Annotated in this window: 21 protein-coding genes; 10 read left to right on the forward strand and 11 right to left on the reverse strand. The window is 52.3% G+C overall.

Features of this window, described 5'->3' with window-relative positions:
- Window positions 1-2 precede the first annotated feature (2 nt).
- From AC0IWZ_RS04600 to AC0IWZ_RS04620, 5 genes are all read right to left on the reverse strand, one after another.
- Window positions 3-428, reverse strand: coding sequence for a DUF2946 domain-containing protein (locus AC0IWZ_RS04600; protein WP_471678033.1), 426 nt, complete (start codon window positions 426-428; stop codon window positions 3-5).
- A 97-nt stretch (window positions 429-525) separates the two neighbouring features.
- Window positions 526-1581 (reverse strand): NAD(P)-dependent alcohol dehydrogenase, encoded by a 1056-nt coding sequence (locus AC0IWZ_RS04605; RefSeq protein ID WP_471678031.1) that lies wholly within the window; start codon window positions 1579-1581, stop codon window positions 526-528.
- A 132-nt stretch (window positions 1582-1713) separates the two neighbouring features.
- Window positions 1714-2136: a (R)-mandelonitrile lyase gene (locus tag AC0IWZ_RS04610; protein WP_034493866.1), complete on the reverse strand. Its 423-nt coding sequence runs from the start codon at window positions 2134-2136 to the stop codon at window positions 1714-1716.
- A gap of 224 nt (window positions 2137-2360) precedes the next feature.
- Window positions 2361-2918, reverse strand: a complete 558-nt coding sequence (locus tag AC0IWZ_RS04615) for a helix-turn-helix domain-containing protein (protein WP_034493867.1) — start codon at window positions 2916-2918, stop codon at window positions 2361-2363.
- A 227-nt stretch (window positions 2919-3145) separates the two neighbouring features.
- Entirely contained in the window at window positions 3146-4264 is a 1119-nt protein-coding gene (locus tag AC0IWZ_RS04620; RefSeq protein WP_471678029.1) for a YbdK family carboxylate-amine ligase, read from the reverse strand.
- Window positions 4265-4490: 226 nt separating this feature from the next.
- Between AC0IWZ_RS04620 and AC0IWZ_RS04625 the strand changes: the two genes are divergently transcribed.
- Window positions 4491-5738: a mechanosensitive ion channel family protein gene (locus AC0IWZ_RS04625; RefSeq protein ID WP_471678027.1), complete on the forward strand. Its 1248-nt coding sequence runs from the start codon at window positions 4491-4493 to the stop codon at window positions 5736-5738.
- A 39-nt stretch (window positions 5739-5777) separates the two neighbouring features.
- Here the strand turns inward: AC0IWZ_RS04625 and AC0IWZ_RS04630 are convergent, their stop codons facing one another.
- The 5 genes from AC0IWZ_RS04630 to AC0IWZ_RS04650 all read right to left on the reverse strand — a co-directional run bounded on the left by AC0IWZ_RS04630 (window position 5778) and on the right by AC0IWZ_RS04650 (window position 11809).
- The gene (locus AC0IWZ_RS04630; protein ID WP_034494557.1) at window positions 5778-6029 is read right to left on the reverse strand and encodes a DUF1158 domain-containing protein; all 252 of its coding nucleotides are present in this window, start codon (window positions 6027-6029) and stop codon (window positions 5778-5780) included.
- A gap of 113 nt (window positions 6030-6142) precedes the next feature.
- Entirely contained in the window at window positions 6143-6796 is a 654-nt protein-coding gene (fdnI, locus tag AC0IWZ_RS04635) for a formate dehydrogenase-N subunit gamma (RefSeq protein WP_172896161.1), read from the reverse strand.
- On the reverse strand, window positions 6792-7676 hold the full coding sequence (gene fdxH / locus AC0IWZ_RS04640) for a formate dehydrogenase subunit beta (RefSeq protein WP_471678026.1): 885 nt from the start codon (window positions 7674-7676) through the stop codon (window positions 6792-6794). The genes fdnI and fdxH overlap by 5 nt, the downstream gene beginning before the upstream one ends.
- An 11-nt stretch (window positions 7677-7687) precedes the next feature.
- On the reverse strand, window positions 7688-10735 hold the full coding sequence (gene fdnG, locus AC0IWZ_RS04645) for a formate dehydrogenase-N subunit alpha (protein ID WP_471678025.1): 3048 nt from the start codon (window positions 10733-10735) through the stop codon (window positions 7688-7690).
- A 165-nt stretch (window positions 10736-10900) separates the two neighbouring features.
- A complete protein-coding gene (locus AC0IWZ_RS04650; RefSeq protein ID WP_471678023.1) occupies window positions 10901-11809 on the reverse strand; it encodes a LysR family transcriptional regulator in 909 nt (302 codons plus the stop codon).
- A 105-nt stretch (window positions 11810-11914) separates the two neighbouring features.
- Between AC0IWZ_RS04650 and AC0IWZ_RS04655 the strand changes: the two genes are divergently transcribed.
- Together AC0IWZ_RS04655 and AC0IWZ_RS04660 are read left to right on the forward strand one after the other, a co-directional pair.
- The gene (locus AC0IWZ_RS04655) at window positions 11915-12781 is read left to right on the forward strand and encodes an MBL fold metallo-hydrolase (protein ID WP_410372295.1); all 867 of its coding nucleotides are present in this window, start codon (window positions 11915-11917) and stop codon (window positions 12779-12781) included.
- 12 nt (window positions 12782-12793) lie between these two features.
- On the forward strand, window positions 12794-13444 hold the full coding sequence (locus AC0IWZ_RS04660) for a DsbA family protein (RefSeq protein WP_471678021.1): 651 nt from the start codon (window positions 12794-12796) through the stop codon (window positions 13442-13444).
- Here AC0IWZ_RS04660 and AC0IWZ_RS04665 read toward each other — a convergent pair.
- The gene (locus tag AC0IWZ_RS04665; RefSeq protein WP_034493878.1) at window positions 13441-14370 is read right to left on the reverse strand and encodes a LysR substrate-binding domain-containing protein; all 930 of its coding nucleotides are present in this window, start codon (window positions 14368-14370) and stop codon (window positions 13441-13443) included. The genes AC0IWZ_RS04660 and AC0IWZ_RS04665 overlap by 4 nt on opposite strands.
- A 443-nt stretch (window positions 14371-14813) precedes the next feature.
- Here AC0IWZ_RS04665 and AC0IWZ_RS04670 point away from each other — a divergent pair, with 443 nt between their 5' ends.
- The 7 genes from AC0IWZ_RS04670 to AC0IWZ_RS04700 all read left to right on the forward strand — a co-directional run bounded on the left by AC0IWZ_RS04670 (window position 14814) and on the right by AC0IWZ_RS04700 (window position 23298).
- Window positions 14814-15419: an ankyrin repeat domain-containing protein gene (locus AC0IWZ_RS04670; RefSeq protein ID WP_034493879.1), complete on the forward strand. Its 606-nt coding sequence runs from the start codon at window positions 14814-14816 to the stop codon at window positions 15417-15419.
- A 134-nt stretch (window positions 15420-15553) separates the two neighbouring features.
- Window positions 15554-16357 carry an oxamate carbamoyltransferase subunit AllH family protein gene (locus AC0IWZ_RS04675; protein WP_471678019.1) on the forward strand — a complete coding sequence of 268 codons (804 nt, stop codon included), beginning with the start codon at window positions 15554-15556 and terminating at the stop codon, window positions 16355-16357.
- Window positions 16335-17885, forward strand: a complete 1551-nt coding sequence (gene fdrA, locus AC0IWZ_RS04680) for an acyl-CoA synthetase FdrA (protein WP_471678017.1) — start codon at window positions 16335-16337, stop codon at window positions 17883-17885. Before AC0IWZ_RS04675 ends, fdrA begins: the two co-directional genes overlap by 23 nt.
- On the forward strand, window positions 17882-19294 hold the full coding sequence (locus AC0IWZ_RS04685; protein ID WP_410372291.1) for a YlbE family protein: 1413 nt from the start codon (window positions 17882-17884) through the stop codon (window positions 19292-19294). The genes fdrA and AC0IWZ_RS04685 overlap by 4 nt, the downstream gene beginning before the upstream one ends.
- A gap of 11 nt (window positions 19295-19305) precedes the next feature.
- Window positions 19306-20844 (forward strand): xanthine permease, encoded by a 1539-nt coding sequence (locus tag AC0IWZ_RS04690; protein ID WP_115630287.1) that lies wholly within the window; start codon window positions 19306-19308, stop codon window positions 20842-20844.
- A gap of 99 nt (window positions 20845-20943) precedes the next feature.
- The gene (locus AC0IWZ_RS04695) at window positions 20944-21894 is read left to right on the forward strand and encodes a carbamate kinase family protein (RefSeq protein WP_471678015.1); all 951 of its coding nucleotides are present in this window, start codon (window positions 20944-20946) and stop codon (window positions 21892-21894) included.
- Between the two features lie 15 nt (window positions 21895-21909).
- A complete protein-coding gene (locus tag AC0IWZ_RS04700) occupies window positions 21910-23298 on the forward strand; it encodes an amidohydrolase family protein (RefSeq protein WP_034493886.1) in 1389 nt (462 codons plus the stop codon).
- Window positions 23299-23513 lie beyond the last annotated feature (215 nt).

Consider the following 23513-nt stretch of genomic DNA (forward strand, 5'->3'; position numbering starts at 1 on the left):
TATTAACGAAGCAGGGCGACAGGAGGGGCGCGTGGCAGCGCTTCGGCGTCATCATGTTGGGCAAGAAGTGGGGCAATAACGGGTGGCGGAGGAATACGAGAAATGCGCCAGATTAACCAAATAAACGGAATAAATAACCAGACAATCAACGGAATATGCAGCAGCAACTGGCAATAACCGCAGGCGATATCATCCATCAACGATGCGCCTATGCCTGGCATCAGATGCGAAGGCGAGGGCATTTTCTCGCCAGCCATTTCCATCATCATGCCGCCTGAGTGGCTCATCATATGATGCTCGCTATTCATCGCAACGCGCCGGTGCTCCAGTGATTTTGAGATCACCGGGGCGATAAAAAGCATCAGCATCGCAAGTATGGCGAGTGCTGCAGGCAGTTTATGGCGTGATAAAGAGAAAAGTGATGGCAACCGGGCTATCCGTAGTACAACCGTTTTGTTGCGCGATTGTACACGGATTGATGGGGAATGTTAAAACCCTCCCAGTTTGCAGAGAGGTGGAAAAGAATCAGGCTTTCAGCGTCGCCATATCGATCACGAAGCGGTACTTCACATCGCTTTTCAGCATCCGTTCGTAGGCTTCGTTGATATCCGGCATATTGATCATCTCGATATCGGAAACAATCCCGTGTTCACCACAGAAATCCAGCATTTCCTGGGTCTCTTTGATACCGCCAATGCAGGAACCTGCAACGGAACGACGGCCCAGAATCAATGGCAGCGTACTGACAGGCGGCTCAATTTTGCCCAGTAAACCCACGTACACCAGCGTGCCATTCAGCGTGAGGGTTGGCATATACGGGTTGATGTCATGGTCGTAAGGTACGGTGTCGATAATTAAATCGAACTGGTTGGCGACCGACGCCATTTGCGATTCATCGGTTGAAAGTACAATGTGATGCGCACCTAAACGGCGGGCATCTTCTTCTTTGCTGGCGGAACGGGTGAATAGCGTGACTTCGGCACCCATCGCGTTAGCCAGTTTTAGCGCCATATGGCCCAGGCCTCCCAGGCCGACAACCGCCACTTTACTGCCTTTACCCACATTCCAGTGGCGCAGCGGAGACCAGGTTGTGATACCCGCGCAAAGCAGTGGTGCGGCACCTTTCAAGTCCATTCCATCAGGCATTTTCAGCACGAAATCTTCTGAGGCAACAATGGCCTGGGAATAGCCACCGTAGGTGGGTTGGTGATCGTGGCGGTCCACACCGTTATAAGTCTGGGTGTTGCCTTCTTCGCAATACTGCTCCAGCCCTTCTTGACACGGATGGCAGGTGCGACACGAGTCGACCATGCATCCTATTCCTGCGTAATCGCCCGGTTTAAATTTTGTGACGTTGCTACCCACTGAGGCCACGCGCCCCACAACTTCATGGCCTGGCACCACAGGATACTGGCTGAAACCCCAGTCGTTACGTGCCTGGTGCAGGTCTGAGTGGCAAACTCCGCAGTACATCACTTCAATCACTACGTCATCCGGACGCGGTTCGCGTCGCATAAACTCGAAGGGAGCAAGTGGAACTTCTGCGGACTGAGCCGCATAACCGAGCACTTTCATCGTCATGTTAATTCTCCGGATTGAGAGTCTATACCCAAAATAATTGAATTTGCTTCAAGGCGGCAAACTCGAGAATCCCCGGGAGCTTACTCAAGTAAGTGACTGGGGTGAGTGAGTGCAGCCAACGCAGAAGCAACTTCAAGAATGAAGGGTATCTTTTTTGTATTGATCGTCGCTGACGTGTTCCATCCACTCGACCGGGCTGCCGTTGAGTGATTCAGCAATGGCGATATGTGTCATCGCGTTGTCGGGTGTCGCACCATGCCAATGCTTCACGCCCTCGGGGATCCAGACAATATCGCCTTGATTCATTTCACGGATGGCACCTCCCCATTCCTGCAACCAGCCATGACCATGAGTGATAATCAGCGTTTGCCCTAACGGATGTGTGTGCCATGCGGTGCGTGCGCCCGGTTCAAAAGTGACGGTGGCACCGCCGGTACGGGCGGGTGGCGTGGTCTGGAAAGGTGCATCAATACGGACTCTACCTGTGAAGTAACTTTCTGGGCCCGATTGAGAAGGCTGAGATCCCGCCTGGATAATTTTCATTTTTTCTTCCATTTTTTCCTCGATTCGACGTTTATAGTCGGAGTTAGATGGACAACAGTGACTCTGAAGTATAGGAAACTCACCCAGGCTTGCCGTGTTATCCGAAAATGAAACTCTATCACCGCGCCCGCAAGGGGATTAGCTCACCTGATACGGCAGGGTCTATGAGCTGAATTCATGAATGGGAATTGCGGCTAAAGGAGGGGGCTTCCTCTTTTGCAAGAGGAAACAAATTGTTAGTGGCTCTGGATCAGCGGGTGAATCGAAAGATTACGCATGTAATATTCGTTGAAATTTGAAAAGCCACTTTTTCTGATCGCGACTTGCTTATGATGGCTGACAGTTTTAATCGAAATACCTAACTTATCGGCAATGCTTTTATGTGGCATTCCTTCGAGTAGCAACGAAACGATTTCTACTTCGCGATGAGAATGCGTATTGCGATAATAAAAATTTGAGTTGAGTTCATTTGTGCTTTTGTTGGGTTTTAATAAAATGGACTGTAATTCACTAATTGATATCGTAGGAGGAATAAGGACTCCACGCGGCGAAAAGTTGTGTGATTTTAAAATATAAAAAACATGTCGTTCAGCAATAAAGTAGTTAAACGTGTGAGGGTCATTTTTCTGATCGCTAAGCTGGGTTAACAGGCCGAGAAGCTGGCTGTTAGGGATTTGCCTGACCGTGAGTACAGCATTTGGCTCATGAAAATTAGAAAGGGCCTTTTCGACACCCGGCAACAAAAAGCGGTTGTCACTAAGAATATAAATAACCTTGTTTGATAATACAGTCACAATATAAATCCTTTTAATAAGATGTATTACTGGTTAAAGTTAGAGGAGAGTGTAGTTTGCGGCTGAAATAAAATGTTACCAGTCACTTTATCATGTTTTTTGTGTTAATAAATGGCTGGCATCATTAGTTATAATTAAGGGGGTATTTAGCAATGCTAAATACATTGAAATGTCATAGGCTTCGATGAGTGCAAGAATATTCTCAATCCTATTTTGGACAAAATAATTTATTCATTCGCCCATATTTCAGAATGTTCACGCATCAATTCGGTTAAAAGACCTCCATCGGCGATAAACTGTCGAATGCGTCGGGTATCACTCTCGTTATTACGCACATAGCGCTCAATGGACTCTAACGCTGAAAACCCCTTAAGTTGCGTGGCGTACGGTGCAAGGGTATCAAGCAGCGGTAAAATATCTTCCGCCATCGTGCGTTGTTCACCGGTGCGCACATCCGTCAGCACACCTTCAAACCCAAAACGGCAGGCTTGAAAACGATTGAAGCGGTAGAGCAGATAATCTTCTGAACGCGGTACGAATGGTCGTTCGGTTAACAACCAGTGAGCCAGTGCCTGAAGAAACCCGGCAATATTCACCGCGCGAGTGATGGTCAGGGGAGTGTCCATGACGCGCACTTCAACCGTGCCAAATTTTGGGCTGGGGCGAATATCCCAATGCAGGTCTTTCATGGATTGCACAATGCTGCTGGACTCAAGGCGTTGATACATCCATTTGAATTCGTTCCAGTCACTCACAAATGGCGCGGGGCCGTTATCCGGGAATGCGGAGAAGATATTCAGGCGTGACGAAGCGTAAGTGGTGTCAGCCCCCTGGATATAGGGCGATGATGCGGACAGCGCAATCACATGCGGTACAAACCGCGACAACCCATGCAGCAAATAAATGGCATCTTCTTCGTTATCACAGCCGATATGCACATGCTGACCAAACACGGTCGCCTGCTTCATTAAATAACCGTAAAGCTCCAGAGTCTGGTTATATCGTTCACTCTGGCAAACTTCCTGGCGCTGCCATTTCTGGAAGGGGTGAGTGCCACCACCGCAAATAGCCACATGATGTTGGCTTGCTGATTGCAAAACCTGCGTGCGTAAACCGGAAAGTTGGGCATAAGCCTCTGTGATATCACCGCACACTCCGGTGGCAATTTCGAGCATGCTTTCAGTGATGTCATGTTTGACTTCACCCTCAGTCACCGCCTCTTTCAGTGAACTAATCAGCAGGGAAGAATCCTGGCTCAGATCGTTTCCTGGCGGATTGATTATCTGCAATTCCAGCTCCACCCCGAGGGTGTACGGGTCGGAATGAACAAAATCTCCTAAAGGCATGCTGTCTTCTCGCAACTGAACCCTACGTGAATTCAGTATAGCCAGCAGCAGGAGAAATGTTTGTGGTATTAGCTGATTTTATCTCATTATTCTTGTTGAGAATTATCCAATACCCATTATTGCAACGAAAATATTGTAAAGAATATTCAGGATATTAAAAATGCCTTAATAGTTGCACATGAATTCATCAGCCATCATTATATGCGCTGATTCGGAAGGAGATGTTATGAAAGATTTGGTTTCACTTTTTAGCAAATTTGGAATTGTCATTGACCAGACAACTTCCATATTTGTGGTTCTGTGTATTATTTTTGTATTTTCATTAATAGTCCATTTTATTCTGCACAAAGTTGTTCTGCGCACCTTTGAAAAACGTGCAAACTCAAGCCAGCATTTGTGGCTGCAAATTATCACGGAAAACAAGTTATTTCATCGGGTTGCGTTAACGCTGCAAGGTATCATCGTTAATGTTCAGGCGGTCCTGTGGTTGCAGAAGGGTACGGATGTCAGCACAATTCTGATTATCTGCGCGCAGCTATGGATTATGCTCTATTCCTTGCTGTCGTTATTTTCCTTGTTGGATGTTATTTATAACTTCTCACAGAAATTTACCGTTGCCTCAAATATTCCGCTTAAAGGCATATTCCAGGGAGTGAAATTAATCAGCTCGATAATCATTGGTATCATGATGATTTCGAGAGTCATCGGCCAATCGCCAGCGATTCTTATCAGCGGCCTGGGTGCGATGGCGGCGGTATTAATGTTGGTATTTAAAGACCCTATTCTGGGGCTGGTGGCGGGGATTCAGCTTTCGGCAAACCGCATGTTAAAGCTAGGTGACTGGTTGGAAATGCCAAAGTTCGGCGCAGATGGTGCCGTTACCGATATCGGCCTGACCACCGTTAAAGTACGCAACTGGGATAACACCATTACCACTATCCCAACCTACGCGCTGGTTTCAGATGCCTTTAAAAACTGGAGCGGGATGTCGCAATCTGGCGGCCGTCGTATTAAGCGCAGCATTAATATTGATACCACCAGTATTCATTTTCTCTCAGAGGATGAAATTCAGCGTTTAACCCATGCGCGTTTATTAAAACCGTATATAGATTCACGCAGTAAAGAAATTGAAGACTATAACCGTACGCATAATAGCGACGGGACTTCAGTGCTTAACGGACGCAGAATGACGAATGTTGGCACGTTCCGTGTTTATCTGACTGAATATCTGCAAAACCATCCGCGTATTCGCAAAGACATGACCTTAATGGTTCGCCAGCTTGCGCCTGGTGCTGAAGGATTACCGATAGAGATTTATGCCTTTACCAATACCGTGGCATGGCTGGAATATGAAGCCATTCAGGCTGATATTTTCGAGCATATTTTCGCGGTCGTTGACGAGTTTGGTTTGCGTATTCACCAGGCACCAACCGGCAATGATATTCGTTCGATTGTGTTGCAGAAGGCTTTGTAGGTCGGTTACGCGTAGCGTCAACCGACACAAATAACCTTATCAATCACGGTCAATCGAAAACCAACGCTTCCAGATAAAGCGAATCACGAAGTATTCAATTGCACCCAACGCCAGGAACCACAGGCAGAAAATAATGGTGTAGAGCTGGTTCATATCCAGCAGGTGAAACATCGTGATGAGCTTTTGCGCCAGTTCAATCGTCAGCGCCGGAGCCGGAAGCAGCAGGCAGGAGAAAAAGGCCAGCAGCAAAATACTGCCAGCGCTCATCAGGGTTTCAAGGGGGTGTTTCATCATTATTGTTACGCCGGAAGTCAGGTGAAAATAGCCAAAAAGGCTATTGTCCGGGAAAATAACGGCTGATACAAATCCCCGGCGCAAACGCCGGGGACAGCAGGGCGAATCCACTACAACCCTTCAGTGCTCTCTTTCTTCGCTTCTTTCGCCAGAACCGCCCGATACCAGCGCGGATGGTGTTTCTGCGCCCAGCGGCGGCTAACTTTGCCGACGACCATGCCTTTAATCGAACCTTTCACCCAGAACGCCATGTACATATGAATCAGGATGGCGTGAATCAAAATAATGGCGACAGTGGCGTGAATCAGCAGGCTGTAGCGCACCAGTTTGATGGGAAAGTACGAGGCAAAATAAGGCCGCCAGATAATCACGCCGGTCACCAGCAGCACGAAAATCATGCTCATAATGGTCCAGAACATCATCTTCTGCCCGGCGTTATATTTGCCGACATCCGCCACTTTATGCTCGTTGCCTTTCAGCACTTCGACAATATTTTTCACCCACGGCCAGTCCTGCTTTTCCGGGATATTGTGATGTACGAAACGCGCAAACATAAACATCAGCGCCACGAAAATCAGCACCCCAAAGAACGGGTGCAGAATACGGCCCATTTGCGGTGTGCCGAAAGTTTCGGTCAGCCATTGCAGCGTCGGGAAGAACAGCGCAATACCCGAGAGCGATACCAGGAAGAAGCAAATCACTACCGTCCAGTGGCAAGCGCGGTCGATAAACTTCGTCCTGACAATTGATTTGCTCTGCTTAATCATGATGTTCGTCCTCGTCTTCATCCACTTCTTCATTCGGCCCGATGCCAATGTAATGGAAAATCAGCCCGGCGAAGGTGGCGATAAAACCTGCCGCCGACAGCGGTTTGAGGATCCCTTTCCACAGGTTGATTGGCGTGTCGATTTGCGGATCTTTCGGCAGATTGTGATACAGCTCCGGCTGATCGGCATGATGCAGCACATACATCACGTGCGTGCCGCCCACAGCCTGCGGATTGTAAAGCCCGGCGTGCGGATAGCCGCGCTTTTGCAGCTTCGCCACGCGCTCGTCGGCCACGTCTAACATCTCCTTTTTGGTGCCGAAATGAATGGCACCCGTCGGGCAGGTTTTCACGCAGGCCGGCTCCTGGCCGACGCTGACGCGATCGACACACAGCGTGCATTTGTAGACGCGGTTATCGTCTTTATTCAGGCGCGGAATATTGAACGGGCACCCGGCGATGCAATACCCACAGCCAATACAATGTTCCGACTGAAAATCGACGATCCCGTTAGCGTACTGAATAATGGCGCCCGCCGACGGACAGGCCTTCAGGCAGCCCGGATCTTCACAGTGCATGCAGCCATCCTTGCGGATAAGCCACTCCAGCTTGCCGTTTTGCGTGGTTTCGCTAAAGCGCATTAACGTCCAGGATTTGGCGCTCAAATCGGCGGGGTTATCGTAAACCCCGACGCAATGATCGACTTCATCGCGGATGTCGTTCCACTCCGAACAGGCGACCTGGCAGGCTTTGCAGCCAATACAGCTTGAGACGTCAATCAGCTTGGCGACTTCTTCTTTGAAGTCACGAGCCTGCGGCGGCGGCGTCATGGCGTTGGTAGCCGAACGCTTGATAATATCCTGAGATTGCATGGACATGAGTTCGCTCCTTACGCCTTCTCAATGTTGACCAGAAACGCCTTGTACTCTGGCGTTTGCGAGTTAGCGTCACCGACGGACGGCGTTAGCGTATTGGCGAGATAGCCTTTACGCGCCGCGCCTTCAAAGCCCCAGTGCAGCGGAATACCGACGGTTTCCACTTCCTGCCCGCCAGCGTTCAGCGTTTGCAGGCGCTGCGTGACCACCGCAACGGCGCGAATAAACCCGCGTTTGCTGCTGACTTTCACGTGGTCGCCGTTGGCAATACCTTTGCTTTTCGCAAGCACCACGCTGATTTCCACAAACTGCTCGGGCTGCGCAATCGCGTTAAGCCGCGAGTGTTTAGTCCAGGTATGGAAATGCTCGGTCAGGCGATACGTGGTGCCGACATACGGGAACTCATTGCGTTTGCCCATGCGTTTAGCGTCAGCTTCATACAGGCGAGCTGCCGGATTCGACACCACATTTGGGTGCAGCGGGTTGGTGCCCAGCGGCGTTTCAAACGGCTCGTAATGCTCAGGGAACGGGCCTTCCGCCATTTTGTCGATGGCAAACAGGCGGCCTAAACCTTCCGGCTGCATGATAAACGGCCCCACGCCGCTGCCCGGTGCGGCAGTGTTGTAGTCCGGTATATCGTTGCCGACCCACTTCGCCCCGTTCCATTGAATCAACATGCGTTTCGGGTCCCACGGCTTGCCCTGTGGGTCAGCTGACGCGCGGTTGTAGATAATGCGGCGGTTGAGTGGCCACGCCCAGGCCCAGCCCAGCGTGTTGCCGAGGCCTGACGGATCGGCGTTATCGCGGTTCGCCATCTGGTTGCCTTTCGCCGTCCAGCTCCCGGCATAAACCCAGCAGGCAGACGCGGTGGTGCCGTCGTCACGTAACAGCGCAAACGAGTCCAGAAGCTGACCTTTTTTCGCCAGCAAATTCCCAGCCGGATCATAGAGATCTTCCAGCGCGTAGCCGTTGTTCTCTTTGGCGACTTCTTCCGATTCAGGATGGTCAGGCTGCTCGTAATGCCAGCCCATTTTCAGTAGTGGCTCGGCACCTTTACCGCCTTCGGCGCGATAAAGCTCGCGGATCTGGTGGTAAATCCCAGCCAGAATTTCTCCGTCGTTACGCGCTTCTCCCGGTGCGTCAGCCCCTTTCCAGTGCCACTGCAACCAGCGCCCGGAGTTGGCAATCGAACCGTCTTCTTCAGCAAAACAGGTGGACGGCAGGCGGAACACTTCGGTCTGAATCGCCGCCGGGTTCACGTCGTTCATCTCGCCGTGGTTCTGCCAGAAGTTAGACGTTTCGGTGACGAGCGGGTCGATGATCACCAGGTATTTCAGCTTGCTAAGGCTTGCGACAATTTTGTTTTTGTCCGGGAATGAGGCCACCGGGTTAAAGCCCTGGCAGATGTAACCCGTGACTTTATTGCGGTCCATCATGTCGAAATACTTCAGCACGTCGTACGCCTGGTCCCACTTCGGCAACCAGTCAAAACCCCAGTTGTTTTCCGACTGCGCATCATCGCCATAGAACGCTTTCATCAGGCTGACGAAGAACTTCGGATAGTTGCCCCAATAGTTCACCTGGCCCGGCAGCGTGGCTTTTGGCGTGTTTGCCGTCAGATAAGTTTGCAGGTCGGTGTGCTTTTCAGAAGGCAGCGTCAGATAACCCGGGAGGCTTGTGGACAGCAGGCCGAGATCGGTCAACCCCTGAATGTTGGAGTGCCCGCGCAAGGCGTTCACACCGCCGCCCGCCATGCCCATATTGCCGAGCAATAACTGGATTATCGCCATGGTGCGAATGTTCTGCGCGCCCACGGTGTGTTGCGTCCAGCCCAGGGCGTACAAGAAAGTGGTGGTGCGATCGGCGGCACTGGTGGAAGCCAGCACTTCACACACTTTCAGGAAATCGGCCTGCGGCGTGCCGCAAATATGCTCGACCATTTCCGGCGTATAGCGGGAAACGTGCTCTTTGAGCAGGTTCCACACGCAGCGCGGGTCGGTGAGCGTATCGTCGCGTTTCGCATAACCGTTTTCGTCGAACTGATAGTTCCAGCTGGTTTTGTCGTACTGGCGTTTTTGCTCGTCATAGCCGCTAAACAGGCCATCATCGAAGCTAAAATCGTCACGCACCAAAAGGCTGGCATTGGTGTAATGCTTAACGTATTCGGCGTTGATTTTGTTATTGGAAATCAGGTACAGCAGAACGCCCGACAGGAAAGTAATGTCGGTGCCGGAGCGGATTGGCGCATAAATATCCGCCACCGATGCGGTGCGGGTAAAGCGCGGATCGACCACAATCAGCGTGGCGTCGTTGTTGTTTTTGGCTTCCATCGCCCAGCGGAAACCCACCGGATGCGCTTCTGCGGCGTTGCCGCCCATCACCATCACAACGTTGGCGTTTTTGATATCAACCCAGTGGTTGGTCATCGCACCGCGACCAAATGTTGGAGCAAGACTTGCTACCGTTGGTCCGTGTCAGACGCGCGCCTGGTTGTCTACCGCTAACATGCCCAGCGAGCGGACAAATTTTTGAGTCAGCATGCCGGTTTCGTTGCTGGCCGCCGACGCACATAACATGCCGGTGGAGAGCCAACGGTTTACCGTGACGTTTTGCTCATTCTTCTCAACGAAATTGGCATCGCGGTCGTCTTTCATCAGGCGAGAAATACGCGCGAACGCATCTTCCCAACTAATACGCTGCCATTTATCGGAGCCTGGCGCGCGGTATTCCGGGTAACGCAGGCGGCTTTCGCTGTGGATATAATCCAGCAGACCCGCGCCTTTTGGGCATAATGCCCCACGGTTTACCGGGTGATCCGGGTCACCTTCAATATGGAAAATGCTGGATTTAGCGTTTTTCGAGCCATCGCCCAGGCTGTACATCAACAAACCACAGCCTACTGAGCAGTATGTACAGGTATTGCGGGTTTCTTTGGCACGCAAAAGCTTAAAGTTGCGCACCTCGGCAAGTGCCGCTTTGGGAGAAAATCCCAGAACTGCGGCGGTAGTCCCTGCCATCCCGCCGGCACAGATCTTGAAAAATTTTCTGCGACTGACGTCCATCGTAACCTCACTGTTATGACGTTTGAATGGTCGCGAAAATACCCATATTTACCGGTTGGTTATTGAGCAAAATCAAGTCGCTAAACATTGGATAGCCAATTACCCCTTCATGAGTAGGGGTAATTGCGGGGGGATTAACCATAACGAGATAATGATTGGCGATATTTAGCGCAGATTCCCTCGCCACTGCTCATCCGTGGCAAACCACTCCACCAGATAATCCAGCATCGCGCGCAGCGTGGCGGGCATCTGTTTGCGGGTGGTGTAAATGCCGTAGATGCCCATCGCCTGCGGTTGGTAGCCTGGCAATAGTTCTACAAGTTCACCTTTTTCCAGTAGCGGGGCGGCAGAATAGTACGGCTGGAGCGAAATCCCCGCGCCCTGTAGCGTCCCCGCCAGCAGCACCACCGATTCATTGGCGCTGAGATTGCCGCTCACCGCCACGGCAGATTTTTCTCCTGCACGGTCAAAATGCCACAGGCTTTTGCCGAACCAGTTGTAAGTCAGGCAATTATGGCTGGCGAGATCTTCAGGATGATTCGGAGTACCGTTTGCCGCCAGATAAGCAGGAGCGGCACATACCACCGAGGCGCAGGTGGAAAGCGGGCGGGCAATCAAATTCGGGTCCAGTTCATTGGTGATGCGCAGTGCCAGATCGATCCGTTCTTCCACCAGATTTACCGTCCGGTTGTTCATTTGCAGATCGACGCTCACTAGCGGGTGGCGTTTCAGAAACTGCGTTACGGCACCTGCAAGGGCAGTTTGCCCCAGTGACTGGGAGCAGGTGATGCGCAGCAGGCCGCGTATTTCCTCGGTCTGATTATCCTCGACCAGATCGATGGCTTCGGCGACCGCGAGCATTTTGCGTGACAGGCTCAGGGTTCTTTCGCCCGCATCGGTCAGGCTCAGTTTGCGAGTGGTGCGGTGCAGCAGGCGTGCGCCCGTCCACTCTTCCATCTGCGCCAGATAACGCGTCACCATGGCTCGCGACATATCAAGATGGTCTGCGGCGGCAATCATACTGCCCAGATCGACAATGGTGACAAACACCCTTGCGGCGGTAATGCGATCCATTATTCGTCCGATTTATGCAATGAATAGTTGCTCATTATCCGGTTTTTGTATCAATTTATGCAACGTAAGATGTGCCCATCATTAAGACAATTAGGGACATCTGCTATGTTTAAAAAATCTGTACTTACTCTGACTCTCGCAAGCATTACGACTCTGGCGCACGCCGCCAGTCCGTTAACGATGGAAGTTTACAATCCCGGTGAGAAAAGCGTGTTCCCGGTGTCATCCGAGATAGTCAGCGGCGAGAAAGAAGTGGTGCTCATTGATGCGCAATTCCAGGGTAACGACGCCGAGCAGCTGATTCAGAAGATCAAAGCGACCGGCAAAACGCTGACCACCGTTTACATCAGCCATTCTGACCCGGACTTCTACTTCGGTCTGGACAAAATTAAGGCCGCGTTCCCGCAGGCAAAAATCGTCGCCACGCCGGAAACCATTGCGGCGATTAATGCCTCGAAAGAGGGCAAACTGGCTTACTGGGGACCGATCCTCAAAGAGAACGCGCCACAGTCAGTAGTGGTGCCGCAGCCGCTTCAGGGCAACAGCTTCATGGTTGACGGCCAGAAAATCGAAGTAAAAGGCCCAACGCCAGACCGCACCTATGTGTGGATCCCCGCGCTAAAAGCGGTGGTGGGCGGGGTGCCAGTGGCGGGCAATAATATTCATCTGTGGGTGGCTGATACTCAAACGCCGCAATCGCGTGCCGACTGGCAGCAAACGCTGGAAAGCATCAAAGCCCTGAAACCGGAAGTGGTGGTTCCAGGCCATTTCCTGCCGGGCGCACCGCAAACGCTTGAGTCGGTCACGTTTACGCAAAACTATCTGACGAGGCTGGAAAACGCGTTGCCGAAAGCCAAAGATTCAGCTCAACTGATTGCGGCGATGAAAAAGCAGTATCCGGGCCTAAAAGATGAGTCGAGCCTTGAGCTAAGTGCGAAAGTGCTGAAAGGTGAGATGAACTGGCCGCAGTAACCAGGAGGCAAAATGACAACTCACACTCTGCATTACATTTTCGACCCGCTCTGTGGCTGGTGCTACGGCGTGGCACCGCTGGTGAAGGCAGCTCGTGCGATCAAAGGTATTTCGATTGATCTGCATGGCGGCGGCATGATGGTGGGCAACCACCGTCGCACCATAGACGCGCAGTGGCGCGGGCATGTTATCGAGCATGATGCGCGGATTGCCGCCATGACCGGGCAACCGTTCGGTGATGCGTATATCAATGGCTTGCTGTTGGATACCACAGCAGTGATGGACTCGGCCCCGCCCACCTGCGCGATTCTTGCGGCGCAAAAGCTGGCCGGGCGCGGGCTGGATATGCTCCATCTTATTCAGGTGGCGCACTACCAGCATGGCAAGCGTGTGGCAGATTTACCGGTTCTGGAAGCGTTGGCCCTGGAACTTGGCTTATCGGCCCCGGCTTTTAGCGCAGAAATGCAGGCCATCGACGGTGAAATCCTGAATCAGCATATTGCTGAAAGCCGGGCGCTACTGGCGCAGCTTGGTGGCCGTGGTTTCCCCACTTTTGCGCTTGAGAATAACGTCGGGCAGTTACAGGTGCTGGATGCCGGACATTACCTGGGCGATGTTCCAGCCTGGCAGGAGATGTTGCTGCGAAGCGTGACTAGGGCTTAACCCCGAACCAACAAATCCCCATAAATTTCAGCCAGCAACCCACCTGCGGCGAACTGTTTTTTAATCCACTGCGTGACCTGCCCGGTGGCGGCGTGTTGAGTTGCTAACAGCATGCGCGAATCCTGGCGCGGGTTGTTAATCTGGCGCGTCACCAGCAGGCCGCTTTCCTGGGCCTCGCGCACCATGTAATCCGGTAAAAAACCGACGCCTTCGCCCAAAATCTGACACTGACATTTGGTGTTGAAATCCGGCACCAGAATCGCTTCCTGCCCGTGCAGCAACCATCCCACTTTTTTATTCAGCGTCAGCGCCGTGTCTTCCACCATGATGTTGGGATACAGGCGCAGTTGGCTCTCGGAAATCGGCTCCGGCATGAATGCCAGCGGGTGCGTCGGGGCGATGGCAAATTCCCAGCGAATCGCGCCAATTTCGGTGTAATCAATACCGCCGCCGTCGAGCAGCGTATCCGGCGCACCAATCGCGATATTGGCCTGGTTATTAATAATGGCGTCCCACACGCCGTTATACACCTCGGTGGTGACGGTTATCAGGCAGGTGGGAAACTGTTTTTTGAGGATTTGCAGGAGCTTCGCGGTATGGCGCGGCGTGTAAAGCAGCTGATTGATACAGATACGTACTTTAACTTCAATGCCTTGCGAGATGGTATCCACGCCGCGTTTAATGGCATGGAAGTCGTTCAGCAGTTCAGTCGCTTTGCGATAGAAGTAGTAGCCAGATTCGGTCAATTCGATGCTGCGCGTGTTGCGTACAAACAGCACCACATCGAGGTACGTCTCGATTCTTTTGATGGTGTAGCTGACGGCAGAGGTGGTGATCCCCAGTTCGACAGCAGCCTTACTAAAACTTGAAAGCCGCGCCGTGGTGGTGAAGGCCAGCAGGTTCTCTTCGGTAAAAATAGAATTCATGTGCCTCTCCCGTCAGTCCTTTCGTTGGATGTTTTTTGGTGGATGACGCCTGCGGCTTATCCACCCTACAAATCCCATAACCAACCGTAACGCCATTCGACGCTATTGTTGAATGTATTTGTATTCCTTATGATCCGCGACTTTGTCTTGAGCCATATTTAACACTGCCGTTACAAGTGATTTGAAGAGTATCACACTTCTTGAATCCCATTTTCCCCGCGTTCCGCAAGGCCTCGTGGCATGCTCGCCAGTGGGTACTAAAGCCTGCTGAAAGCGGTTCTATCATAGGTAAAATATTGCGCTGACCCACATTTTTCTCACATTGTTGAATACTATTCAACAATGCTGTCATTAACGATGAATGATTTTTAAACGGATGTTAAAGCATCGACAGTGTTGCTATTCTCAATTCATCGGAAATAGCAAAGTATGGGAGTATGGATATGTCTCAGAAAGAACTCATTGCAGAATTTCTAAATGCAGCAGAACTTGGGCATCTGGAAAATCTAAAACAATGCCTCAGTGATGGCGCGGATATTAACGCCACCAATCGCCAGGGTCGCACTGCAATTACTCTCGCCAGCCTGCACAAAAAATATGACTGTGTGGAATATTTAATTAAGGCCGGAGCCGACGTTAATAAGCAAGATCAAACCTGTTTTAACCCTTTCTTACTCAGTTGCCTGAATAACGACCTGACATTATTACGCCTGATATTACCGGCAAATCCGGATCTAAATTGTTTATCCCGTTTTGGTGGCGTGGGTATTACTCCGGCGAGCGAAAAAGGCCATGTCGAAATTGTTCGAGAATTGGTGACGCAGACCGATATTAACGTCAATCACACCAATTTCGTTGGCTGGACGCCGCTACTCGAAGCCATCGTGTTGAACGACGGTGGGGCGAAACAGCAGGAGATTGTCAAACTGCTGCTCGACCATGGTGCTAACCCGCACATGACCGATAAATACGGTAAATCGCCGCTGACGCTGGCACGCGAAAAAGGGTATCACGAGATTGCCGAGCTGCTGGTCAAAGCCGGAGCTTAAAACACAGGAGATGCACTATCGCCGGATATCAGCTGCGGCAGTGCCTCCTGGCAAAAACGGCAGACAGCGCGTTTTATGCGCCAGAATTACAAGTTGATACAGTTGGTTATATCGAGCAGGTGTTTTCCAGAGCGGTGAATATTCACCTCCCTGAAAAAGAACAGATTTTAACCCTGCTCAGTGCCGACTGTGATAACGCACCCAACAGCTGCCGTTTAGCCCTTGAGCATTGCCTGAATATTTTTAAGCCTGGTGAACAGGTGAGTTTTAAACACAGCGGCATCGAGATTGGCACCGATAAACGTATTGATTTCTCAAGTTGCACTCGCTGGCAACCTGATGCGCTGTTTATCACGCAACAACAAATAAACCAGACCGACTGGCAAAACCTTGCCCGAATTATTCAGGCATCGGTCGAGCAAAGTTCGTCATTATTTTATTTTTGCGGTGACAACATTTTTTATCAGGAAATGAGTCGCCAGCTTCAACACCATCGCCGGGAGCTAATTTCAGCATTATGCGCAGGGAACGGCAGTGCGATTAAAAATGAAATTAACGGTTTATTGGGTTTAGGAATTGGCTTAACCCCTACCGGGGATGATTATCTCGCCGGGTTAAGTGTGGTTTTATTTATAGCCGGGCATCCGGCAGTGAAGTATTGCGAAATATTTAAATCTACGCTGGAAGCGGGTAAGCATAAAACCACATTATTAAGTGTAATTACGCTGCGCGAAGCGATTAATCAGCGTTATCGCGAAAGTATTTATGATTTTATTCATCAGATACTGATGGGTGATGTAGAGAATATTCATCCATTTATAAATGAAATTAAAAAAATAGGGTCAAGTTCGGGTTGCGACATGCTTTGCGGCATGGCGGACGCCTTCGCTTTGACCAAAATTAACGGAGGAAATTATGTCGACCAGGATTGTAATTAAAAAGAACACCTATTTTGATTCGGTCTCACTGATGTCCATTTCAACCAAAGCTAACCAGCTTGAAGGCGTTGAACAGGCGTTTGTCGCGATGGCGACCGAAATGAACAAAGGGGTGTTAAAAAACCTCGGCCTGTTAAACGACGAATTCGAACAGGCCAAAAATGGCGACCTGATGATTGTTATCAAAGGTGCGAGCGATACGGCGAACGACGCCACGCTTGAAGCCATTGAAGGTCTGTTCACCCGCAAAGACAGTGGCAATGCACGCCACGAAGCGCGTTACGCAACCCTTGCCAGCGCACATAACAATATCCCGGAAACTAACCTTGCGGTGATTTCCGTCAACGGCGCTTTCGCGGCCCGTGAAGCGCGTCAGGCGTTGGAAAACAACCTGAATGTGATGCTGTTTTCCGATAACGTTTCTCTTGATGATGAACTGGCACTCAAGCAACTCGCCCACAGCAAAGGGTTGCTGATGATGGGCCCGGATTGCGGCACCGCGATTATCAACGGCGCAGGGCTGTGTTTTGCCAATGAAGTGCGCCGCGGCTCCATCGGAATTGTTGGCGCATCCGGCACTGGCAGCCAGGAATTAAGCGTGCGCATTCACGAATTTGGCGGCGGTATTTCCCAGCTTATCGGAACTGGCGGGCGTGATTTAAGCGAGAAAATCGGCGGCATTATGATGCTCGATGCCATCCAGATGCTGGAAAATGACGCACAAACTGAAGTGATTGTGCTGGTTTCTAAACCGCCTGCTGAAATCGTGGCGCGTAAAGTGCTGGAACGTGCGCAGGCTTGCCGCAAACCCGTCGTGGTTTGCTTCCTCGGTAACGGCGAAACACATGCCGACGAACCGGGTTTGCAGTTTGCCCGTGCCACTAAAGAAGCGGCGCTGAAAGCCGTGCTGCTGACCGGCATCAAAAAAGAGTCGCTGGATTTACATCCGCTCAACTGGCCGCTGATTGAAGAAGTGCGTGCGCGCCTGAAGCCTGAGCAGAAGTACATCCGTGCGCTGTTCTGCGGCGGCACCCTTTGCGATGAAGCGATGTTTGCAGCGCTGGAAAAATACCCGGACGTCTACAGCAATATCCAGCCGAATCCTGAATACCGCCTCAAAGACGTGAATGTCAGCATCGCACACACCTTCCTCGATTTCGGCGACGACGATTTCACCAACGGCAAACCGCACCCAATGATTGACCCGACCAACCGCATCAGCCGCCTGCTGCAAGAAGCGCGTGATCCGGAAGTCGGCGTGATCGTGATGGATTTTGTGCTGGGCTACGGCTCGCACGAAAACCCGGTTGGCGTGATGCTGGATGCCATCAAAGAAGCCAAAGCCATTGCCGCCCGCGACTCGCGCAACCTGGAAATTCTGGGCTACGTGCTCGGCACCGATTTGGACACGCCATCACTTGAAGCGCAGTGCCAGATGTTGACCGATGCCGGGGTGATTTGGGCAAGCAGCAGCACCAACACCGGGCTGCTGGCGCGTGAGTTTGTCTGCAAGGAGAAAGCACAATGAGTCTGTTTAACCAACCGCTGAATGTGATTAACGTCGGCATTGCGATGTTTAGCGATGATTTGAAAAAGCAGAGCGTTCCCGTTACGCAACTGGACTGGACGCCACCGGGGCAGGGCAATCTGGCTGTGGTGAATGCACTGGATGCGATTGCCGCCCCAGAGCTTGCCGAAAAAGTAACCGCTGCCAATAAACTGGCCGTTGAGCGCATCATTCAGTCGCAGCCGGTTTTAGTGGGTTATGACCAGGCGATTAACGTGGTGCCGGGCATGACGCGCAATACCATTTTGCACGCCGGGCCGCCTGTCGCCTGGGAAAATATGTGCGGCGCGATGAAAGGTGCCGTCACCGGGGCGCTGGTGTTTGAAGGGCTGGCGGCGAATATTGATGAGGCCGCGCAGCTTGCCGCTTCCGGCGAAATCATCTTCTCGCCATGCCATGAGCACGACTGCGTGGGGTCTATGGCGGGCGTGACGTCGGCCTCGATGTTTATGCATATCGTCGAAAACAAAACCTACGGCAACCGGGCTTACACCAACCTCAGCGAGCAAATGGCGAAAATCCTGCGCATGGGAGCGAACGACCAGAGCGTGATCGACCGCCTTATCTGGATGCGCGACGTGCTCGGCCCAATGCTGCGTGATGCGATGAAGCTCGCAGGCGAAATTGATTTACGTTTGATGCTGGCGCAGGCGCTGCATATGGGCGACGAGTGCCACAACCGCAACAACGCAGGCACCACGTTACTGATTCAGGCGCTGACGCCGTGGATTATTCAGACCCACTTCACCGTCGCGCAGCAAAAAGAAGTGTTCGATTTTGTCGCCAGCAGCGACTACTTCTCCGGCCCAACGTGGATGGCGATGTGCAAAGCGGCAATGGACGCGGCGCACGGCATCGAATATAGCACCGTCGTCACCACCATGGCGCGTAACGGCGTGGAGTTTGGCCTGCGCGTCAGCGGCCTGCCGGGGCAGTGGTTTACCGGTCCGGCGCAGCAGGTCATCGGCCCGATGTTTGCCGGTTACAAACCGGCAGATTCCGGCTTGGATATCGGCGACAGCGCGATTACTGAAACCTACGGCATCGGCGGTTTTGCGATGGCGACGGCTCCGGCGATTGTTGCGCTGGTGGGCGGTACCGTGGACGAGGCGATTGATTTCTCACGCCAGATGCGCGAAATCACGCTCGGTGAAAACCCGAACGTCACCATTCCGCTGCTGTCGTTTATGGGCATCCCGACCGCCATCGACATCACGCGCGTCGGCGACAGCGGCATTTTGCCGGTGATCAACACGGCTATTGCCCACAAAGACGCGGGTATTGGCATGATTGGCGCCGGGATTGTGCATCCGCCGTTTGAATGTTTTGAGAAGGCTCTGCTCGCCTTTGGTGAGCGTTACTCTTTCTGAGGGATACCCCGATGACAAACGTTAAGCTTGAGTGGAAACGCGGTGACTGGGCGGCATATTTCGGGTTGATGACCAATAACCTGACTAACTTGCTGACCATGATGGGGTTACTCATTTTTGTGGTGGGTATTCCGACGGAGATTGTTTACGGGCGCATTGCGCCAGCCTTCGGGTTGGCGGTGCTGGTGGCGAGTATTTGCTACGCGTGGTTCGGCCTGCAACTGGCAAAAGAGACAGGGCGCAAAGATGTGACCGCGCTGCCTTCCGGGCCAAGTGCGCCGTCCATCTTTACCGTGACGTTTTTGGTATTGATGCCGGTCTACCAGCAAACCGGCGACGCTGAGTTTGCGATTCAGATTGGCCTGGTGTGGTGTTTTGTTGAAGCGATGATTCTGGTGGGCGGTTCGTTCCTGGGCGAAACCATCCGCAAGATGATCCCGCGTACCGTGCTGCTGTCGTGTTTGTCGGGCTTAGGTTTGTTGCTGCTGGCGATGAACCCGATGCTACAGGCATTTGAAGCGCCGACGGTTTCCTTCATTGTGCTGCTGCTTATCTTCATTAACTGGTTTGGTAAAAAACCGATGTTTGCGCGCATTCCAACCGGCTTATTGCTGCTGGTTGCGGGTACGGCGCTGGCGTGGATTTCTGGCCTGCAAAGCCCGGAAGCCATCAAAGCGTCGATGTCCTCGTTCGGTTTTAACCCGCCATCAATTCATGTTGATAGCTTCCTGCAAGGCTTGCCGCATGCGCTGCCTTACCTGGCATCCGCGGTTCCGTTGGGGTTGGCGAACTACATTTTCGACCTGGAAAACATCGAAAGCGCCCACGCAGCGGGTGATGAATACAACACCCGTAAAGTGATGCTGACCAACGGGCTGGCCTCAACGCTCGGTTGCCTGATGGGGAACCCGTTCCCGGTCACGGTCTATGTTGGACACGCGGGCTGGAAAGCGATGGGCGCGAGCATCGGTTACACGCTGGCGTCTGGCGTCACCATGTTTATCGTGCCGCTGTTTGGCCTTGGGGCGTTCATGCTCGCCATTATTCCGATGACCGCGATTGTGCCGATTCTGGTGTTTATCGGCGTGGTGACGGCAAACCAGGTGGTGCGCGAAACGCCGAAAATAGAGGTACCGGTTATCTTCATCTGCCTGTTCCCATGGATAGCCAACTGGGCGCTGACCATGGTGAATAGCGTGATGGCCGCAGCGGGCACAACGGCGGCGAAAATCGGCCCGGAAGCGCTGGCGCACAAAGGGGTGTTTTATCAAGGCCTGGTGCATCTGGGGAATGGCGCACCGCTTGCCAGTATGTTGTGGGGTTGCGTGGCGATTTTCGCGATTATCAACAAGCCATTACGCGGCGCGGTGGCGGCGGTGGTCGGTGCATTGCTGGCGCTGTTTGGCGTGATTCACGCGCCGATGGTCGGCTTTGCGCAGGGCAGTTCGCTGATGTTCGTTACCGCTTATTTGATGATGGGCGCGATGTTTGTGGTGAAGCATGTGCTCGACCGTCGTGAAGCGGCATCCGAGGTTGTGACTTCGGTATAAAAAATGGCGGATGACGCGTACTTATCCGCCCTACGGTTTTGTAGGGTGGATAAGCCGCAGGCGTCATCCACCGGCCCTTGCCCTACAAGGATAAAAATAATGAAACAACTCGTCGTAGTGGCGATTGGCGGCAACAGCATCATCAAAGATAACGCCAGCCAGTCAGTTGAACATCAGCAAATCGCGGTAAAAGAAGTCGCCGAAACGGTGCTGGAAATGCTCTCGTCGGACTACGACATCGTGCTCACTCACGGCAACGGCCCGCAGGTTGGTCTTGATTTACGCCGGGCGGAAATCGCCCATGAGAAAGAAGGGCTGCCGCTTACGCCGCTGGCAAACTGCGTGGCGGATACCCAGGGCGGCATCGGCTATTTAATCCAGCAGGCACTCAATAACCGCCTCGGGAAATGCGGCGACAAAAAAGCCGTGACCGTGATTACTCAGGTGGAAGTGGACAAAAACGATCCTAATTTCACCCATCCGACCAAACCGATTGGCGCATTCTTTAGCGCGCAGCAGTGCGAAGCGCTGAAAGTCGCGCACCCGGACTGGCGATTTGTTGAAGACTCCGGGCGCGGATACCGCCGCGTGGTGGCCTCGCCGGAACCTAAACGTATTGTCGAAGCGGATGCCATCAGCGCGTTAATCAAACAAGGTTTTGTGGTGATTGGCGCAGGCGGCGGCGGGATTCCGGTAGTTCGCAGCGAACAGGGCGATTACCAGAGTGTGGATGCGGTTATCGACAAAGATCTTTCCACCGCGCTGCTGGCTCGCGAAGTGAATGCTGACATTCTGGTGATCACCACTGGTGTGGAGAAAGTGTGTATTCACTTTGGCAAACCGGAACAACGCGCCCTCGATGAAGTCACCGTCGAACAAATGGCCCGTTTTAGCGAAGAAGGGCATTTCCCGCCGGGCAGCATGTTGCCGAAAATTACCGCCAGTCTGGCGTTCCTGCGCAACGGCGGCAAACGCGTGATTATCACCACCCCTGAAAAATTACCCGCCGCACTGCGCGGCGAAACTGGCACGCATATTGTTAATGATTAAGAGTGGGAGAACTCGATGAATAATGCAGAAAAAAGCCGCCGTGAATTTCTGAGCGGCGGTGGCAAAGTGGCGGCGGCTTGTGCGCTCTTTGGCGCGACCGGTTCGATGGCGTATGCTGCTAAACCAGCTTCCATCGCCTGTGAAACGGACAATCGTATGAGCGCTATCAAAGAATCCCATTACTATCTCGATAACGTGTTGCTAGAAGCCGGTTTTGCACGCGACGGGCAGACGATTGTCGGCACGCAAACCGAGCTGAAAACGCTGGAAATTAAAGACGGCAAAATTGCGGCATTGCTCGCAAATAAACAACACCCGGACGCCACGCTCGCCCATTACGATGCGTCGGGAAAACTGTTGCTGCCAGCGATGCGCGATATGCATATTCATCTCGACAAAACCTTCTACGGTGGCCCGTGGCGCGTGCATAACCGCCCGGCGGGAACCACCATTCTCGACATGATTGCCCTGGAGCAAAAACTGCTGCCTGAGCTGCAACCGGTCACGCAGGAACGTGCCGAAAAGCTGATTGATTTGATTCAGTCGAAAGGCTCGACTATCGCCCGCAGCCATTGCAACGTGGAGCCGGTTTCCGGCCTGAAAAACCTCGAGAATCTGCAAGCAGTTCTGGAACGCCGTAAGTCTGGTTTTAGCTGTGAAATCGTTGCGTTTCCGCAGCACGGTTTGCTGCACTCGAACTCCGTTGCGTTGATGCGCGATGCGATGCAAGCGGGCGCTCACTACGTCGGCGGGCTTGACCCGACGAACGTCGATGGCGCGATGGAAAAATCCTTAGATACCATGTTCCAGATAGCCATCGACTACAAAAAAGGTGTTGATATTCACCTGCATGAAACCAGCCCAGCCGGGATTGCGGCGGTGAATTACATGGTTGAAACAGTGGAGAAAACCCCGGAGCTGAAAGGCAAAGTCACCATCAGCCACGCGTTTGCGCTGGCGATGATGAACGAACAAGAAGTGGATGCCATCGCCACGCGCATGGCGGCACAGCAAATCACCATCGCCTCCACGGTGCCGATTGGCACCCTGCATATGCCGCTCAAGCAGTTACAAGACAAGGGTGTGTTTGTGATGACCGGTACCGATAGCGTGATTGACCACTGGTCGCCGTATGGCCTGGGCGACATGCTGGAAAAAGCTAACTTGTATGCGCAACTTTATATGCGGGTGAGCGAGCTGAATCTTTCACGATCCCTTGCGATTGCCACCGGCAACGTGCTGCCGCTGAACGACAAAGGCGAGCGCGTATGGCCAAAAGCGCAGGATGACGCGAGCTTTGTGCTGGTGGATGCTTCATGTTCTGCCGAAGCGGTGGCGCGTATTTCGCCTCGTACCGCCACGTTCCATAAAGGCAATTTGGTGTGGGGTGCGCTTAGCGCGTAGTTTTTTGTTTTAGTAAGAAACATCCTGCATGATGCTCATGCCGTGCAGGTATGTTTTATGTTGAACGAATAAATAGTTGCAATAATTCATCTAATTCAGTATTCATTAATTGCTCTACAGAGTCCTCCTTTTTTGTTCCCCTCTAAATACCTTTGATTAACCAGAGTTTTTCTTGAAGTTTGATTATATCAATATTTTATATAATCAAACCTGGA

It is taken from the genome of Buttiauxella sp. AC142, assembly GCF_979253435.1.

What these genes read in the sequence shown, in the direction of transcription:
- AC0IWZ_RS04625 (WP_471678027.1), top strand. Translation starts at nt 4,491, where the DNA reads ATGAAAGATTTGGTTTCACTTTTTAGCAAATTTGGAATTGTCATTGAC.
- AC0IWZ_RS04610 (WP_034493866.1), bottom strand. Translation starts at nt 2,136, where the DNA reads ATGGAAGAAAAAATGAAAATTATCCAGGCGGGATCTCAGCCTTCTCAA.
- AC0IWZ_RS04630 (WP_034494557.1), bottom strand. Translation starts at nt 6,029, where the DNA reads ATGAAACACCCCCTTGAAACCCTGATGAGCGCTGGCAGTATTTTGCTG.
- AC0IWZ_RS04690 (WP_115630287.1), top strand. Translation starts at nt 19,306, where the DNA reads ATGACAAACGTTAAGCTTGAGTGGAAACGCGGTGACTGGGCGGCATAT.
- AC0IWZ_RS04665 (WP_034493878.1), bottom strand. Translation starts at nt 14,370, where the DNA reads ATGAATTCTATTTTTACCGAAGAGAACCTGCTGGCCTTCACCACCACG.
- AC0IWZ_RS04695 (WP_471678015.1), top strand. Translation starts at nt 20,944, where the DNA reads ATGAAACAACTCGTCGTAGTGGCGATTGGCGGCAACAGCATCATCAAA.
- AC0IWZ_RS04655 (WP_410372295.1), top strand. Translation starts at nt 11,915, where the DNA reads ATGTTTAAAAAATCTGTACTTACTCTGACTCTCGCAAGCATTACGACT.
- fdrA (WP_471678017.1), top strand. Translation starts at nt 16,335, where the DNA reads ATGTCGACCAGGATTGTAATTAAAAAGAACACCTATTTTGATTCGGTC.
- AC0IWZ_RS04605 (WP_471678031.1), bottom strand. Translation starts at nt 1,581, where the DNA reads ATGACGATGAAAGTGCTCGGTTATGCGGCTCAGTCCGCAGAAGTTCCA.
- AC0IWZ_RS04620 (WP_471678029.1), bottom strand. Translation starts at nt 4,264, where the DNA reads ATGCCTTTAGGAGATTTTGTTCATTCCGACCCGTACACCCTCGGGGTG.
- AC0IWZ_RS04700 (WP_034493886.1), top strand. Translation starts at nt 21,910, where the DNA reads ATGAATAATGCAGAAAAAAGCCGCCGTGAATTTCTGAGCGGCGGTGGC.
- fdxH (WP_471678026.1), bottom strand. Translation starts at nt 7,676, where the DNA reads ATGTCCATGCAATCTCAGGATATTATCAAGCGTTCGGCTACCAACGCC.
- AC0IWZ_RS04650 (WP_471678023.1), bottom strand. Translation starts at nt 11,809, where the DNA reads ATGGATCGCATTACCGCCGCAAGGGTGTTTGTCACCATTGTCGATCTG.
- AC0IWZ_RS04685 (WP_410372291.1), top strand. Translation starts at nt 17,882, where the DNA reads ATGAGTCTGTTTAACCAACCGCTGAATGTGATTAACGTCGGCATTGCG.
- AC0IWZ_RS04660 (WP_471678021.1), top strand. Translation starts at nt 12,794, where the DNA reads ATGACAACTCACACTCTGCATTACATTTTCGACCCGCTCTGTGGCTGG.
- AC0IWZ_RS04670 (WP_034493879.1), top strand. Translation starts at nt 14,814, where the DNA reads ATGTCTCAGAAAGAACTCATTGCAGAATTTCTAAATGCAGCAGAACTT.